Annotated in this window: 13 protein-coding genes; 6 read left to right on the forward strand and 7 right to left on the reverse strand. The window is 39.0% G+C overall.

Annotated elements, in window-relative coordinates:
* Nucleotides 1-235 precede the first annotated feature (235 nt).
* Nucleotides 236-2206, reverse strand: a complete 1971-nt coding sequence (locus tag JMN32_RS03820) for a YHYH protein (protein ID WP_202854965.1) — start codon at nt 2204-2206, stop codon at nt 236-238.
* A gap of 524 nt (nt 2207-2730) precedes the next feature.
* Here JMN32_RS03820 and JMN32_RS03825 point away from each other — a divergent pair.
* Nucleotides 2731-3600, forward strand: a complete 870-nt coding sequence (locus tag JMN32_RS03825) for a response regulator (protein WP_202854966.1) — start codon at nt 2731-2733, stop codon at nt 3598-3600.
* Nucleotides 3601-4041: 441 nt separating this feature from the next.
* Here the strand turns inward: JMN32_RS03825 and JMN32_RS03830 are convergent, their stop codons facing one another.
* On the reverse strand, nt 4042-6225 hold the full coding sequence (locus tag JMN32_RS03830) for a sensor histidine kinase (protein ID WP_202854967.1): 2184 nt from the start codon (nt 6223-6225) through the stop codon (nt 4042-4044).
* A gap of 744 nt (nt 6226-6969) precedes the next feature.
* Here JMN32_RS03830 and JMN32_RS03835 point away from each other — a divergent pair.
* From JMN32_RS03835 to JMN32_RS03845, 3 genes are all read left to right on the forward strand, one after another.
* The gene (locus tag JMN32_RS03835; protein ID WP_202854968.1) at nt 6970-8004 is read left to right on the forward strand and encodes a hypothetical protein; all 1035 of its coding nucleotides are present in this window, start codon (nt 6970-6972) and stop codon (nt 8002-8004) included.
* 229 nt (nt 8005-8233) lie between these two features.
* Nucleotides 8234-8389 carry a DUF3784 domain-containing protein gene (locus JMN32_RS03840; protein WP_202854969.1) on the forward strand — a complete coding sequence of 52 codons (156 nt, stop codon included), beginning with the start codon at nt 8234-8236 and terminating at the stop codon, nt 8387-8389.
* 306 nt (nt 8390-8695) lie between these two features.
* Nucleotides 8696-9211 (forward strand): VOC family protein, encoded by a 516-nt coding sequence (locus tag JMN32_RS03845; protein ID WP_317191759.1) that lies wholly within the window; start codon nt 8696-8698, stop codon nt 9209-9211.
* Nucleotides 9212-9347: 136 nt separating this feature from the next.
* On the opposite strand, the gene JMN32_RS03850 is transcribed toward JMN32_RS03845, so the two are convergent.
* The 4 genes from JMN32_RS03850 to JMN32_RS03865 form a co-directional block, all read right to left on the reverse strand.
* The gene (locus tag JMN32_RS03850; protein ID WP_202854970.1) at nt 9348-10055 is read right to left on the reverse strand and encodes a FecR family protein; all 708 of its coding nucleotides are present in this window, start codon (nt 10053-10055) and stop codon (nt 9348-9350) included.
* Between the two features lie 96 nt (nt 10056-10151).
* A complete protein-coding gene (locus JMN32_RS03855; RefSeq protein WP_202854971.1) occupies nt 10152-10613 on the reverse strand; it encodes a hypothetical protein in 462 nt (153 codons plus the stop codon).
* A gap of 3 nt (nt 10614-10616) precedes the next feature.
* Complete coding sequence (locus JMN32_RS03860) at nt 10617-11201, reverse strand: TetR/AcrR family transcriptional regulator (RefSeq protein WP_202854972.1); 585 nt, start codon at nt 11199-11201, stop codon at nt 10617-10619.
* A 243-nt stretch (nt 11202-11444) separates the two neighbouring features.
* Nucleotides 11445-11789, reverse strand: a complete 345-nt coding sequence (locus JMN32_RS03865) for a winged helix-turn-helix transcriptional regulator (protein ID WP_238354342.1) — start codon at nt 11787-11789, stop codon at nt 11445-11447.
* Nucleotides 11790-11908: 119 nt separating this feature from the next.
* Here JMN32_RS03865 and JMN32_RS03870 point away from each other — a divergent pair, with 119 nt between their 5' ends.
* Nucleotides 11909-12640 (forward strand): SDR family NAD(P)-dependent oxidoreductase, encoded by a 732-nt coding sequence (locus JMN32_RS03870; RefSeq protein WP_202854973.1) that lies wholly within the window; start codon nt 11909-11911, stop codon nt 12638-12640.
* 106 nt (nt 12641-12746) lie between these two features.
* On the opposite strand, the gene JMN32_RS27480 is transcribed toward JMN32_RS03870, so the two are convergent.
* Entirely contained in the window at nt 12747-12875 is a 129-nt protein-coding gene (locus tag JMN32_RS27480) for a hypothetical protein (protein ID WP_262896693.1), read from the reverse strand.
* A gap of 1155 nt (nt 12876-14030) precedes the next feature.
* On the opposite strand from JMN32_RS27480, the gene JMN32_RS03875 reads away from it, so the two are divergent.
* Nucleotides 14031-15875, forward strand: coding sequence for a PAS domain-containing protein (locus JMN32_RS03875; protein WP_202854974.1), 1845 nt, complete (start codon nt 14031-14033; stop codon nt 15873-15875).
* Nucleotides 15876-16336 lie beyond the last annotated feature (461 nt).

The following is a 16336-nucleotide window of genomic DNA, read 5'->3' on the forward strand; positions in this document are numbered from 1 at the left end:
CAATCTCTTATTTGATTCCTGTCAGGGTGTTCTACATCACTGAAAGAAGCTGATGGGACGGCGTATACTTTTATATTTAATTGTCAATAAATTATACTTTACAAATTTCGCTAGTATGTTTTTTCAGTCCTATTTGGATGCGTTAACAAAGCGCTACGTAATTGCATAAAGCGTTAACAAAGCGCTACATGGAGGCAAAAAGTGTTACTTATGACTCTTCTTAATGGGTTGTTACTTACTCTGTTACGCTATCAAAAGTCAGGCTGGCCGTTCCTAAAGTGGTAACCGTACCTATAGCATCAACAAGGGTAGAATAATCCACGTCTATACTGTTTGAAGTGGGTAAGGAAGCCGGCGTTTCAGATAAGGCGTATATCCTGATGGTGTATTCATGCGTGCCTGGGTCAGGAGAACAGGGTGAAGTATAGCCGATGGCATAATCACCTTTTTTGTTGTTTTTGCCAATGTAACCAATCGATACGCCTGCCTCTCCCCATGGAATTTCACTTACGCTGGCATCGATATTCCATACCTGCATATAGCCATCGGGTGATTTTGTGGGATCACTGGCATCTGCCGGGTTGGGGTAGTGATACATCACAATAGCGAAGGCACCGGTACCCGCCGGAGGGTTTGACCAGGCTACGGGTATGGATCGCTCTTCAGGCTGATCGCATTTATAAGTATCTAGCAATTCGCCATTTGAAACTGCGGCACTGGTTAGCGTAAAATCAGAAGAGCTTCCTGAGGAATTGTAGCCATAGGCATCAGCATGTATTGTACCCGGATCACCGTTATAGGTAAAGGTTTTTGAGCTACTGGCATCTGTTATATCTGTGGTGAAAGTGAAAGTAAAAAGGCCATTATCATCCCAGCTGTATTCGATCATACCATTTTTGGTTACATTATTCGTAGTGGTTTTGTAAGACAGGGCATAACCGTTATTGGCATCGTTCATATCCAGTCCGGTAATTTCGTGACTGTCGGTACCACCTACTAAGGTGATATCGCTAAGTCCTCTTTCCGTCATAGCAGTAGGTTGTGGTTCGATCTGGTTGTGTTGAATGCCTTCCTGGTCTACGGTAACTACACCACGCAGCGACGGCGTCATGTAAGGTGCATTGGAAGAAGCATGGTAGTGGTAATACCCGTTTTCGTCTTCATGGCCGAAGTGTTCATCAAGGCCGGTTACTGTAGAACCATCCGGTTCGCTATAACCATATAGCGGAAATCCATCCAAAACAAAGGCAATGGGGTAGGTACCTGTTTTGGAATTTAAGTGCACGGGAGGGAAGTGGTAATGATAGTCGTCGCCATTACCTGAGTGACCGCCGTATGCGTCCAGCTCACCGATCTCCCATGAGAGCTCTCCGCTAGCATTATAAGGGTTGAAGATTGGAATGCCGTTGGTAGCAATGGCGATCGCACCTCTTTGAAGCTCATCAATAATAGCAATATTGTCTGTTTCTTCATAGGCTGGATTTATAGGAATAGGCCACGCCATATTTTCCTGTGTGTTTTCAGCATAGGTATACTTAAATGGTGTTGGCACACGCTCGATCCAGGCGGTGATACCTACCATCATCTGATGGTCAGGAATGCCGTTAGACTCCACATAGAAATAGTCATCATCTGTATCTACGTAGCTAACATTGCTGAATATTGAGAAGGTCTCGCGTAAAAATGATATGTCGTAAGCTTTCGCAATGCCTGAGGAAGTAGTAGGATCATTATCCTTATTGCAGGCATATAGGGATATTAAGAACAATAGGGATAAGCTGCTATAAACAAATTTTACGGACTTATTTCTTGGGCTGACCAATACTAAAATCAAAGCGATGAGCACAATAGCCAATGCCATTACCGGAATAGTCGATTTAGCAGGAGATGCTTCATCTTTAGCAACGGGATTATTTATAGCTTCTATTTTCTCTGTTTTTTGCTTTACAAAGGCAAAGTCTTCGTCAGCAAGTTCAGATATTTTGATTTGTGTTAACTCACCATGCTCATCTTCAAGGTAAATAAAGTCATTGGACTTCATTAGAAAAGCCCCTTTCACGGAAGTCTTTCCTTTGAGGTGCCACTCTTTTAAGTTTTTAACACCATGTCCACCCGGGTGTGCCAGGGCCACGCCTGATACAATGAACAAGAGGATTGCAATTACAGTAGTTTTGATCTTCATATTGGATAAGTTCTTTGTCGTCATATGCTCTCAGTTTTGCTCTTTTAAGGAATTATCCTTCACTAGGGGAGAGTGATGCGTGGATAATTTTATTTAAATAGTGTTTTACAAATGTCGCCAGCATATTTTTTCAGTCCTATTTGGACGCGTTAACAAAGCGCTACATCATAGTAATTCCTCTTCTTGTGAACACTTCTTAATCCCGGTCGCTGCCCTAATTCTGGGGCTGTCCTAACCCCAAGGCTGTCCCCCGACAGCCATTTGGTCTTTATCCATCACTTTCTGATTTGTGTTGTTGGATCGTGTTTGCTTCCGTTTGAATGGTTGGGTTGGGTTGGATATTAAGTTTGGTCAGTGCACTGGAGCGGTTAAGCTTTACTAAACTTTTGAAGTTTAGTAAAGCCGCGTTTTAGTCCTTTTGGCTTGGGTTTAAATCTTCCTGGTGGCTGTCCCCTGACAGCCACCCTCTGCGCAGGCTTTTCATTAATGTATATTTCTCAAGGTAATATTGATGTGAATTTCATGGAATCTTGCTATTTTGGGAGTTGATGAGCCTTAGAAAAAAGACAATACTTATCGCTGATGATGAAAGGGAAATTATCCGGGTCATGAATCGCGAGTTGCAGGATTATTTTGACGATATCCAGATCATCAATGCGGGGAATGGGAAAATGGCTGTGCGTGTCGCCGAAGAGGAACTCCCGGATATTATTATCATGGATTGGGATATGCCTGAGATGAATGGCATTGAAGCTACCCGGGCCATATGTAAATCGGAGAAGACGCATGATATTCCTATTATCATGGCTACCGGACGTATGACGCAACCGGAGGACCTACGCATAGCTTTGGAGGCTGGGGCTGTTGATTTTATAAGAAAGCCTATCGAGTTTGTTGAATTAATCGCCAGAATTAATACTTCTCTGCGCATACGGGAGCAGAACCTCGCTATTCAGCAGTTGTTGAAGAGCGAAATAGAGTTGAAAAACAGAAAGCTTACCACCACATCAATGTTGATTGTAGAGCAAAATAATCTGCTTAATGACTTTTTTGATGAGTTAGGTGCTATTGAGAAGAAAGCCTATGAAGTGTGCAACCAGCTTACACCCCAGGTCAGTGATCTTAAAAGACGTATTCAGAACTATTTCGATATAGATAAAAGCTGGGATACTTTTAAATTTCATTTTGAAGAAGTTCATCCAAAATTTTTTGATATCATACAGCAGCGAGGCAGTGATATTTCGCATAAGGATTTAAAGCTTTGTGCGTACTTAAAACTGGGGATGGACAATAAGGAGATTGCTAATTTGCTCAACATAACAGCTTCGAGTGCCCGGGTGGCTTTATCACGGTTAAAGAAGAAGCTGAACCTTGATGAAGAAGATAACCTAAGAGAAGTGATATCAGAGATTGGGTAAAGGCATAAATTCCCTTCATTACGGTGTGTCCTTGAGAATTACTACGGATTATTTTGATAGCTGAGCTTCTTACTTTTTGTCTTGAGCAAAAAATTCAAGCATCACCTTCGCGTAGCTGCTATGGCGGAGCAAGGCATGTACTCAAAATTCTAAAATTCGAGGAGTTCCAATGAAAATCAATAAACTCCCTGCGGTCAAACAGTATTGATTTTTTAACCGTTCCACTCCTTGAATTTCTTACGGCCTCCGCTAAAGGCTTCTACCGTCAGCGGAATGCATTTTGATCAAGGCTGATCTCAAATCCTATTTCCTAACAAATTTTAACTTTTGAGATCCTGTTTTTTTAGCCTACGAGAAAAAAGGTTTGAAAATTATGAGAAGGAGCTTCTTTAGTCTAAAAGTAATTATCAAGGGTGCCCATTTCAGGAATCTCAATAGTTATCACAGTGACAACTGCTTCAGTTCTTCCAGTAATTGGTCGTAATGCTGTCGATTGTCAGAAAAGGCGGCATTGCTTAATGCAGTTATGATTGGTTTCAGGTTATTCAAATCTCGCTTTTCTACTTCATCCATTATATTATCTAATAACAGCGCATTGTGAAACTTGAGGGTTTGAAGTTGAGGTAGTATCTCTGCTACATAAGACTTTTCTTTCGCGGTTAAAGCCATGCTTTGGTCAACCACTTCAGCGGCAGTCTCTCTTGTATTGGTACCCGCTAGCTGTAGATCAAAAGTGAAGGTAGTGCCTTTGCCGGGTGAGGATTCTACTCTGATCTGTGAGTGGTGAGCTTCGAGAGCCAGCTTGCAAAAGGTCAGTCCCAGGCCTGTGGAGGCGATGTTACCGGATGCCAGAGGTGATACCTGCTTGTATGGTTCAAATATTACATTGAGGTTTTCTTTTGAAATACCTTTCCCCTGATCGGTAATACTAACCGTTATTTGATCGCTGTGTTTCTCAGTTGTGATCAGGATACGCCCATTTAATGGAGAATATTTGATGGCATTAGTAAATAAGTTGATGAATACTCTGCTGATCAGTTCTTTATCTGCATTAACCATGCAGGGGTTCAAATTGGCTTTAATATTTATATTTTTTTCTGCCAGTAGTGGTCTTACCTGATCTTCTGCGTCTTGTATGATCTTATCCAGAGAATGGGCTTCGGTGTCAGGGATAAGCTGAGCTTGTTCAAACTTCCGTATATCCAGCATGTTCTGTACCAGCGTCAGCATTTTGCCAGCCATATATTTTACCGTCTCGTCATTATCCTGTTTTTTCAGGATCACCGATAATGGGTTTTTCAGGTCGTGCGCCACCATGCCGGTTACTGCGTCCTTAAACTGACTCATTTCTTCCAGCTGCTTGGCTTTCATTTCCCGGCTCTTTATTCTGCTTCTGAAGATGAAGAAAGCAATGACCAGCCCAATCACAATGACTGTAATAAAAAGCATCAGTCTGAGTTGTGCGGCCTCTTCCTGTGCTTGTAATAATTCTATTTGGTCTTGTTGTTCTTTAAGCACTTTTTCCTGTTTTTCTGCCTCATATTTTCTGAGGAGTTCGTTATATCTCACCTGGGTCTTATGTCTGATCAGGGTATCGAGCAACTCGCTACGTTCTTTAAGGGTTGAGTACGCCCTGGACATGTCATTTTGTTGGGCGTAAAATTCATGCAGGTTGCCCAATACTTCAATTTTGCGTTCGGCCGATTCGATCTTCTCTGCAAGGTCCAGTCCAAGTGAGTAATAATAAAGCGCGGAGTCCGGTTGGCCAATCAGTAAATAATCCTCACCCAGATTACTATATGAGGCTATCAGATTGGCAGGATTATTTTCCTCTTTTTCTATCTCAAGGGATAATAGGTCGTATTTTAGAGCTTCCCGGTAATTATCCACCTCAAAATTGATACTGGCCAGAAAGGAGTAGGAAAAGTTTTTGATGTTTCTTCTTTCTCTGGGGTTTCGAAGTTCTGCCAGTTTTAGGCACTCGAGGAAATACGACTTGGCTAAATCATAGTTGGCTTTATTGAAATGATAGCGTCCGTAGCCGGATGCCAGATGATAATCTATTTCAGAAGTGTCTGAGGATATGTCTCTGAATTTCGAAGCACGATCGAGATATTCTAAACTCAATTCAAGGTTACCAAAGCCCTGGATGGCCAGGTCACTCAATTGAATGTAGAGCATGGCCTGCTTCGAATTATATTTTTCCGTGTTGACTGAATTAATAAAGTTCAGGGCCTGCTCATAAGCCCATGCAGCCGAGTCAAATTTTGATAATGCCCCGTAATGTATGCCAAGGCTTCGCAATGTTTTGAATTCCAGATACTTTAAGCTATCAGGTAGATTTGGCAGGTAAGCGAGCGTGAGCATTAAATTATCCACGGCTTTCCTCAAATTAATTTCGTGCATGGAATAATACTGCCCCAGATGGTAATAGTAGTAAGCTTCGAGATGTGTAGGATATTTATCATGATTAGCTTCTATGGCGTGTGCCAGCTTATAAAAGCCAGTGGTGTCATCCGGGTCTGAAGCCAGCGGCCTGATACTTTCCATACCTGGAAGTGGAGGTCTTTCCTGAGCCAGTAACCAGCTAGTGCTTAGTAAGAGAATGATCAGGGTGTATTTCATTGCGTATAATATTAATTTCCAGTGAACATTTCGATAGTCATTTATACATGCTACAGAATTGTCATGATTGTTAGGCTAATGATAGCTAACGTATGCTGATATTACATTCATTTTGGTCGTATGAATTAACCTGATGGTCATTTCATGTTGATGTTTAATTTCTGATAGACTTGGGGTTACTGTGTAAGTTTATAAAAAATAAAAACTAAAATTAAGTTATTTATAATCAAAGTATTAAATATTTGGAGTGGAGTGCAGGAAGATATTAATTCTACTTGATGATAATCGACTAAAGAGCAGGGATGACAAGAATGAAGAAAGTAGACATGATGATTTTAATTTATGGAGTAATAGCTATATAGAGAAACTCTTGGGATTCCTTGTATACGTAAGTTTTGGTGAGCATAAGGTTTAAAATTATTATACAATACTGTCATATTTGTTCGCATTGTACTACCAAGTTTATTTAGTAAAAACTTGCTTTTATTTAAATATTAATCAGAGTGTCAAATGTTATGACAGTATTGCCATGACAATCAGTTGGGTAATCATTTGGATTGCAGTATAAGAATTGTCCGGATTCACTTGGAAAGGAGTGACTACAGCTTGGAATCACAAACTATTCCCTACTAAACCAACCCGAAATTTTGGACAATATATTACTCAATGCAACAGACGTCACGGTCTGAACCTGGGTAACGAATAGACAACCCAACTATTTTCACCACTCTAAATGCTGTAAAAATGAAAGTTTTCAACGTGTTGTGGGTACCCTTTTTTGTCTCATTGTTTACTGTTAATGCCAATGCGTACCTTAAAAGCACGGGTATCGATACTTTGGGTAGTCAGGAAATAAAAAAGGACACCGTTGTGAGCGATTTAATGGATAAGGTACAGCGCACTGCTCAAGACTCATTGAAAAGACATAGCCCTGACCTGTCCATTGATAGTACGAAGGTATTGGACACTGCCCATGGATTGCAAGATCGAGTGTCGCAAGCCTCGGACACTGCTGCTTTGATAGATGTCCGCGATAGTGTTATATCACGGCTACATTTGTATGAAGACCCAATGTATCATATGCCTGCCAACATGGTATTGCCAAAGAATGATACCTATAAGGATTTGGAAAGGGAGCGATATAAGCAAAAAGTTACAGCAAATACTAAGGAGGAGTTAGTTCAAAATACTGGACAATTTGACAAAGCGCGTGAAGAAATAGTCGAATACAAGAATCTATATGATAGCCTTGTTTCAGCCTTGAAAATAAAAGGTTCTTCTAAAACTAATTCCTTGAAAGGGCAATCTTTATTCAGGCGCATAATTATTGGAGGTAACTTTACCATAGCGGGTAGCTTTTCTCTATATGGTCATAGCACTTTCAATATTAATTGTTCTCCTACTATTGGTTACAGGCTTAATAGGGTTTTTGAAATGGGGGCAAGAAGTATCTACCGGTCAAAGCTTCCGGCTGACCAGTGTGTTTCAAAGGCCCAGGAATTTGGAGAAGTTCGAGGTTACGGCGTATTCATGAGCCATACAGCATTTAAGGGAATTTTTGGTCATTTGGAGTTTGAAAGGATGAACACAACCGTTGAAAATCAGGCTAATCTGGAGTCGGGCTGGCATGAGGTTTTCTTTGTCGGTATAGGCAGAAACTGGGAAGCCACAAAGTGGCTTGAGCTGCAAACCATGCTTCTTTATAACGTTGCCTATGACAATGCAGACGGTCTATACAACAGCCCCGTTGTATTCAGGAGTGGCTTTAGATTGAAATAGATAAGAGGAACATCGTCAGTGATTTCCTATCAGAAAAAGTGATCGTGCATACATTAAGGCAATCTTTTCTATCCACCTGCAGGAAAAAATGCACAGGCCTACCTTATATTCAAGTCTTGTTATAGTGTGAAAGTTTAAAAAACAGGAAATTGTATTTATTATACTATGAAAAAAGTATTATAGTATAATAAATGAATTATTTTGCAGGAAAACACAATAGTCTACTGCAATGGAGTATGTAAACATTGGGATAGGTCTATTCCGAATAGCCTGTGGTTTTCTGGTTAAAAAATACCCGAGCCTAATTTCAGGATATAATACAATATCTCAGAAAAAGAAAGTGAATATTGACGGTTTATCAACTTGGATACGAAATGCAATTTAACTTTTTAGGTATTTATCCTGGTAAGTAATTATCTTATAACACTTTGGCTAATATTATAATGGTTATAACTATCATCGGAGGAACTCTTATAATTGCAATTTTCGCTCAACGTTGTGATATGTGATAAGAATAAAACTGAAAGATTAACTCAAGTCCTGGTCATTTCTTGATTAACTGTCAAAACAACTTAAATTAAGCGAAATAGAAGGACTTAATTGGAAGTTCGCGGATCAATAGCTATGGCTTCTGTTGACTTTTCAGTCTTGTAATGAATTCTTTTATAGAAATTTAAACAGCCTGTGTGAAATGAAAAACCTTTTAACAATAGCCTTGATGACAGCTTTTTTGATGGGTTGTAATGGGGGCACAGAGAAAACAAACATTATGACAGATCAAAAAAAGCAAACAGACAACTCAACTTCATCTACCGATACACTGGAACCAAGGGTGACAGGAATTGGTGGTATTTTCTTTTATTCTGATAACCCGAAGGAAACAAAAGAATGGTACACCAAAAATTTGGGGATTGAGATCAATGATTGGGGGTCGTCAAGTTTTGAATCTAGAAATATTAACGAACCTGATAAGATAAATTCGCTTCAATGGAAACCTTTTAAAAATGGAGATGAGTCTTTTTCCCCGTCCAAAAAGCACTTTATGATTAACTATCAGGTTCAAAATATTGAAGGACTTGTAAGCAACCTCAAAGAAAGTGGAGTAACCATACTAGATAGTATAACTGCTTATGATGGCATTGGGAAATTTGTACATATTATGGATGAAGAAGATAACAAGATTGAGCTATGGGAACCTGAAGATTAGTGGAATAAATGAAATGAATGATAAGTAGGATGGTCTCTATGTATAGGAAATAACCCTAATCCACAGACACAAAAGCCTTTTATACTGTGTATATAAAAGGAAAAGGTTTTTGTGTCAAATTGGCTCTAATCTGAAATTAATTTTTGCCTTTTTTATCTTTACTGCCTTTGCCCTTACTGTCTTTTAACGCAGGTTTACCGCTGCCTTTTTTATTTTTCAGTTTATTGGCTTTAGGTGCAGAGTTTCCCTTGTTTTTAGGCTTTATGCTTTTCTGGTTACCTTTGTTTCTCTTAATATTATTTTTATAAAATGCTTTATTGCTGTGCTTTTGGCTTCTTTTTAGAACACGACCTGTCTTTTTGAAGTCTTTCGACATCACCGAAATCCAGCTTTTGTGAGCCCTTTTTGCATGCCCCAGATGTAGGCCATTATCATGGCGCCCATAAACCAGCTGTCTGCCACTGATAACATTATTGGTGCGATCCCCTATACGAATGCTGACCTTACCAATTTCAACCTCCAGAAGAATGTTTTTCGGATTAATAATTAAGTTAAATTCCGTTCCAAGAACGGTGACTTCTTCACCCTGTGGAGAAACTACCTTAAAGGGGGTTTCACCATCATTTACGCTAAAAAAGGCTTCTCCTTCTAACTGGACTGTCCTGGGATTGAAGTCTTCATTATATGTGAGTTTAGAGTTTTTATTTAGATATATAACTGAACTATCAGGGAGCTCTACCTGCTCAAAATTATCCGCTGTAGCGATTTCAATTTTACTATTGCAACCAATGAGTACAGAAACTAATAGGCTTGCAAAACAACTACTTAAAAATTGAACTTTCATAATGATATGGATTAGGGGTCTTGATAATCAATTTAGTGAATTTATAGTCAAAATCCGATATCATGTGGATGATAAGTCGGGTGCAAAAATGTGTTATCATTCAAAATAAACATCAAATTCTCCGAGTGCGGTCTGGATGCTACTAAAAACTTTTTCTTTGTTTTCAGCGGATTCGCTTGCGCCTAATTCCAGTACCAATTCTTTATAGGGTAACAGCCATTTGTGAAGTTCTTCATGAGACTTACCTTTCATTGTGCAACTGGAAATGACCAGATTGACGTTTGTGTTAAGTTGACTAGCCAATGCTGCATAGTCTTTGTCTTCGGTATTCTTAAACTCCTTTACATCATTTTGCATAGCCCGAATGTGCACCGTCATATCTTCATTGGCTTTCCATTTTTTACCATTATCCAGCAGTGGCTTTTCAACTTCTGCGGTATAATTTTGCGATGAATGCTCTTGATGTTCCAAACCATTATCATGGGATTGATGTCCATTGCATGCCCATAGAAAAATGCACATAGTGCCTGCTAATATTGTTCTTACTTGTAATCTCATTATTTAATTGGGTTGTTTAATCAATTGTAGTAATACCTTGAGTAGCTGATTGCCAGTAATCAGAATATCTGTTTTAAAATCAGCAGTTCTCCATTTAAACATCAGTAGTCTGACGCTGCCCATAACAATGTGAATGAGGTCAGTACTGCTGATATCGCTTTTAAAAATGCCTGCTTTTTGCCCCCCTTCAATAATAGGAGTTAAGTGCTTCACCTTGACTTGCATGATATTATGGATGGCTCTGGTAATGGTATCACTTCCTTTCATGAGACCATCAGAGAACACCGCCACTGCAAAATGAGGGTGTTCCTTGAAAAACATGAACTGCTTTTGAAATAAATGGGTGAATTTCTCGTCGGCAGCGTCTGCGCTGGTGACTTCAGAATATTTTTGATCCATGGTGTCAGCTAAGTGATTGAGCATAGCAACGATGATTTTCTCCTTGCTTTCGAAATGCCGGTAAATGGCACTTTCACGAAAGCCCATCTCATTGGCTAAATTCTTTATTGTTAAACCACTTACTCCGGCAGAGGTCAGGATTTTGCCGGCCGCATCTATAATTTCCAATTGCCTGTTCGATAATGTCATTGTTAGTTTGTGAATATTCACTCACTAAGTTATGCTGATTTTATTAGACTCAAAAAAACAGCGTAATTTATTTTGGGTATTGACCCGATGAAACTATTGTATGATAGATCTGAGCAAACTAATCATGATTAATTTCTTGCGTAGACCAATTCGGGATCTTTCACAAAGTACGTTAGTAATGATGTAGGTTCTATTTTGTTTGGAGTGGTTTGTTCAAATTAAATTCGGTTGCTTGTTCCTAAGTTACTGATAGTTTCCCTGAAGGTTTGTTTTACTCCACTGCATTATCCCTTTCAGGAGTTCTGAAAGTGTTTTCCCTTTATCGGTCAGGCTGTATTCAACTTTGGGAGGAATAACAGGATAGGATATTCGCTTGATGATATTTTCGAGTTCCAAATCTTTTAGCTGCTGGGAAAGCATCTTTTGCGTGATACCGTTAATGGCTTTATCCAGCTCGTTAAATCGCATTGTCCCATTGTTTAACAGCAACCACACAATTACTGGTTTCCACTTGCCACCGATTTTATCCATGAATATCGTGATCGGACATTCATCGGCGTTATCATATTTTTTTTCATCTTTTTTCATACCACAATTGCCTGGTTTACAATATTTCTGTCTGTGAGGTAAGTACCTTACTTTATAGTAAGTTCTTGCGGCAAAGTAAGTTACTATTTTGTTTTGCTGAAAAATTTAAAGAGATGAATATGAAAACAATTTTGATTACCGGCGGAACAACGGGTATTGGATTTGCCTGTGCTGAATATCTTTCAGCAAACGGATATAAGGTAATTATTACCGGTAGGTCTGATAAGAACATGCAGCTTGCTTTGGACCAATTAGGTGACCGGGCAACGGGGTTTTTATCTGATACCTCCAACCTGAACGATATTGATAACCTGGTAGAAGTAGTAAAAGATAAGTTTGGGAAAATTGACGGTTTATTTGTTAATGCAGGAATTTTTAAAGCAGAGAGTTTTGAAAATACTACTGAGGAACTGTTTGATGAGACCATGAATATTAATTTAAAAGGGGCCTTTTTTACAGTTCAAAAATTTATTCCGATCATGAATAACCCTTCGAGCATAGTTTTGATGTCTTCAATAGTTGTTTTCAAAGCTTTCGCGCAGGCAAGCGCTTATACAGCCAGCAAAGCAGCTTTGGAGAGCTTGGCCGGAGTTCTTAATGTTGAGTTGGCACAAAAGGGTATCCGTGTAAACATTCTTGCTCCAGGCGTTACGGAAAGTCCGATTCAGCAAAAATCCGGGATGAGCGATGAAGCAATCAAAGACTTATTGGAGCATTTTTCAAATACTTCACCCATTGGAAGAATTTTAAACCCTAAAGATATGGCTCCCGTTTTAGAGTTTTTAGTGTCTGAAAAATCTTTGGTCTTACGCAATGAAAAGATTATTGTGGATGGTGGTACCACAATGTAATTTGATAGTTGATTTCCAATTGCAGGTAAAAAATCAATATTTTTAGAGCAGATTACCTTCTTCTGGAAAAAAGTAAAGGTGAAACAATAGTTTGCAGTCGACTTTATTACCATTGATCTATAAAGGCGTCCATTTTGATTTTTGAAACTTTACAATTAGCATTTACAACTATTGATGCCGTTAGGTCCTTGCTTAGCTCCTCCGACTTGTAGTCATCAGGATAATTAACTGCCATCCTAAGTTGAGTATCTATCGGCAACAGTCTTTACTCTCAAGTTGTACAGTATGGGTTCTATATAAATTGCAAGTAAGAACCAGTCGGTTGTTTGTAATTTTTGACTTTCAAATAATATGACAAGAACATAAATTGAAGGAAGACACCAAAATATAATTGGTATATAAAATGCAATAAACTTGTTGTTTGACTTTATGAAGGTGAAATTCAAAGCGTTGGTGATTCCGTTTAAAGCGCTGAACATCAGTGACCCAACAAACGAAATTAAAATGAGTTGATTTGCTGAGCGTTTATCAATATTGTTAATAAATCCGATAACGTTTATCAGGATAAAGCACAACAAGAAGCTAAGTACCAATTGAACCAGATAGTGTTTCCTTATCACGTATTTATTATAGCCTGATGGTTTAAGTGTTATCTATTCCTAATTCACTTTAATAGGAGTTTACCAAACGGCCTTATTGCAAGCCTTTCTGCTAGGAACATTTAAAATTAAAGATTTCTAATTATTATCAAAATAACGCTCCAGCAACCAAATATTTTGTGGATGCTGTGGGTTTATCTTGATGGACTGCCCTGTTCGTAGTGAATTATCGCTACTATAAATATTTCATTCTCCTAAAAGATGTTCTGATACCAAGGTAAATAAGATGTGAAATTAGCGGATAACTATCAGTCAAATTACTAAAATGTTTTGATGTTTTTAAGTGCTACCATAGTATCATTAGAATAATTTTAGTTGCTTTGTACTCCTTTTAACTGGGTAAAATTCTATTAGAGGAAGATGCCGCGTAGTAGTAGGGTGGCGTATGATCACTTGGCGCAATGATTGGATTAAGTTCACAGGCTCCAAATGAACTTAATGGGCTTAGGCTTGTTTAATAATAGTTACATTTTTAGTTTTCAGAATGCTTAAAACTGCCTTGTTAAGAGTAGTATTTATTTTGTTCATGGGTTTGGCTGCTGTTGTTTTTGCTTGCTTAACCAAGAGTAACCTTTTTGCAAAACGTACTTTTTACAGGCTACTACAGGGTGAACTTTTGCAGTACGCGGAGTACAAGTTATGCAACCCCATGGCTTTCAGCTATCTGCGGTTGAACATTTGGGATTTTCATTATCAATGCTTATTTAGTAAACCAATAGTCTCAAAATAATATGTCCGAGAAGTCTATAGCAAACTTTAAAATATCTACTGTAAGTGAAATTATCAGCCAGGCAAGTAGAAATGCAGTGAAGGAAATACTCCGGCTTTCAGATGAAAAGATGAATTATGTATTGGCAGGTTACTTCCTTTTTGGCCTCTTTTTGGCTTTTTTTCATGACAGTTATTTTATTGCTATAGGTGTAGGTGGTATATCCATTGCTATTTACCAGCTTGTGAAGTGGCTGTTGCCTGACAAAACGATTCATCACTATGTGCTGAGTGTACTCTTTGCAATATTTCCTGCTCTTTATATTTACCAAATGCATGGCTTGTCCGCAATGCATTTTACATTTTTTATAGGAGCGGTACTGTTGATAACGTATCGGTCGTGGAAAATGATGTTGACGCTCGCCATCGTTACAATTGTGCACCATACAATATTAGCTTTGCTGCAGTATAGAGGCATGGAGGAGGTCTATTTTACGCAGTTGAATTATATGAACCTGCAAACATACCTGTTTCATGCAGGTCTGGCGGTTGTCATTTTTGGCGTATGTGGTTATTGGGCTGTAGTGTTAGATAAGGCAGCAAAGTCCAAAGCAACCCAAACGGCATTGTTGGAAATGCAGAAGGAAATTGTAAAACATAATATGGATTTTGCCGAAACTATAAGCTCAGGTAATCTGGAGGCAGAGCACAAGAATAGATTTAATGATGAAGATGAGCTTGGTCAGTCACTCCTGAAAATGCGTGATAGCCTGAGAGAGGGACGAAAGAGAGAGGATCACGACAAGTTTATAAATGTAGGCATAGCAGAAGTGACTGACATTATTCGCCAGTTTAATGAAGATACTGAGGTGCTGGCTTATGAGTTTGTAAGCAAAATGGTTAAGTACACCGGCTGCAATCAGGGGGCACTCTTTCTGCTGGAAGGCGAGGATGATGATGATGCCTACCTGGAATTGTCCTCTTGTTATGCTTATGAAAGGCGGAAGTTTTTGCAAAAGAAAATATCAGTTGGGGAAGGCCTTGTAGGCCAGTGCTTTCTCGAAAAAGCTTCAATATACCTTACAGAGATACCAAAAGACTACATCAATATTACTTCCGGGCTTGGTTTAGCCACGCCTAATGCGGTCTATCTTAGCCCTGTAAAAACAGAGGAACAAGTCGTAGGTGTATTGGAACTGGCTTCTTTTCAATTATTGGATGAACATAAGAAAAGCTTTATTGAAAAAGCTTTGGAAAACCTCGCTTCAGCTATTGTGTCGAGTCGTACCACCCAGCGCATTAAGATGCTTTTGGAGCAATCACAACAACAGACAGAAGAGATGAGGGCGCAAGAGGAAGAAATGCGTCAGAACATGGAAGAGCTGCAATCTACGCAGGAGGCAATAGCGCGTCAGGCTGAAGAAACTGAAAAAATCAAACGCGACTTTGAAATACGAGATAGTGTATTTGAGCGAACAACTATTTTATCAGAAGCAGACATTCATGGTACGATTACATATGCTAATAATAAGCTTTGTGAGGTTGCAAAATATACCAGAGAAGAAATGATTGGTCAACCTCATAGCCTTTTCAGACATCCTGATATGCCTAAGGAGTTATTTAAATATTTTTGGGATACTTTAAAAAAGGGAGATGTGTTTAATGGTATTATTAAAAACAGAGCGAAAGACGGTTCTGTATATTGGGTAGATGCTACTATTGTTCCTGTTAAAGACGAGAATGGAAAGACTGTAAAATACATTGGAGCCCGATATCATATTACCAATGAGGATTTTGCAATAGCAATGTACAATCAGCAGGCGGATCGGTTAAATTTGCCGAGGATGGAGCAATTGGTAAAATCATAAACGCGATTAAGGTAATCAAGCTCTGCTTGCCTTGTTCAGTATGTTAAAAACAGAGGTATCACAAGAGTTATCACGACGGCAAAACTGAAAACCGAGACATTGAACCCAAGAGGCTTCTTTATGGAGAAACATCTCTTTTTCTTATAAGAGATCAGGAGATAATTACCCCATGATCCTTAATCTGTGAAATACTTGTTCGAAATGAATTCAGGTCAGTTCCATCCGCCACCAAGGACCTCTATGTATTCTGCCCTGACAGAAGTAAAGAGGTCATTAGCAATATTGACGGACTACACCAAGGCCTCGACCTACTTTGATTTTAGCTCATAGCTTTTTCCTTGATTATCTATTTTAGACAGTTGATTAGCCACCTCAATGTAGGTATTCAGAATCGCTCGCTCGTAATTGTACGCAGTATATGTTGCTTATGTGTTGAAAAGTTTCATGGGATGGACATATAG

It is taken from the genome of Fulvivirga marina (assembly GCF_016775155.1).
Taxonomy (GTDB): Bacteria; Bacteroidota; Bacteroidia; order Cytophagales; family Cyclobacteriaceae; genus Fulvivirga; species Fulvivirga marina.

What these genes read in the sequence shown, in the direction of transcription:
- JMN32_RS03820 (WP_202854965.1), bottom strand. Translation starts at nt 2,206, where the DNA reads ATGACGACAAAGAACTTATCCAATATGAAGATCAAAACTACTGTAATT.
- JMN32_RS03825 (WP_202854966.1), top strand. Translation starts at nt 2,731, where the DNA reads ATGAGCCTTAGAAAAAAGACAATACTTATCGCTGATGATGAAAGGGAA.
- JMN32_RS03830 (WP_202854967.1), bottom strand. Translation starts at nt 6,225, where the DNA reads ATGAAATACACCCTGATCATTCTCTTACTAAGCACTAGCTGGTTACTG.
- JMN32_RS03835 (WP_202854968.1), top strand. Translation starts at nt 6,970, where the DNA reads ATGAAAGTTTTCAACGTGTTGTGGGTACCCTTTTTTGTCTCATTGTTT.
- JMN32_RS03840 (WP_202854969.1), top strand. Translation starts at nt 8,234, where the DNA reads ATGGAGTATGTAAACATTGGGATAGGTCTATTCCGAATAGCCTGTGGT.
- JMN32_RS03845 (WP_317191759.1), top strand. Translation starts at nt 8,696, where the DNA reads ATGAAAAACCTTTTAACAATAGCCTTGATGACAGCTTTTTTGATGGGT.
- JMN32_RS03850 (WP_202854970.1), bottom strand. Translation starts at nt 10,055, where the DNA reads ATGAAAGTTCAATTTTTAAGTAGTTGTTTTGCAAGCCTATTAGTTTCT.
- JMN32_RS03855 (WP_202854971.1), bottom strand. Translation starts at nt 10,613, where the DNA reads ATGAGATTACAAGTAAGAACAATATTAGCAGGCACTATGTGCATTTTT.
- JMN32_RS03860 (WP_202854972.1), bottom strand. Translation starts at nt 11,201, where the DNA reads ATGACATTATCGAACAGGCAATTGGAAATTATAGATGCGGCCGGCAAA.
- JMN32_RS03865 (WP_238354342.1), bottom strand. Translation starts at nt 11,789, where the DNA reads ATGAAAAAAGATGAAAAAAAATATGATAACGCCGATGAATGTCCGATC.
- JMN32_RS03870 (WP_202854973.1), top strand. Translation starts at nt 11,909, where the DNA reads ATGAAAACAATTTTGATTACCGGCGGAACAACGGGTATTGGATTTGCC.
- JMN32_RS27480 (WP_262896693.1), bottom strand. Translation starts at nt 12,875, where the DNA reads ATGGCAGTTAATTATCCTGATGACTACAAGTCGGAGGAGCTAAGCAAG.
- JMN32_RS03875 (WP_202854974.1), top strand. Translation starts at nt 14,031, where the DNA reads ATGTCCGAGAAGTCTATAGCAAACTTTAAAATATCTACTGTAAGTGAA.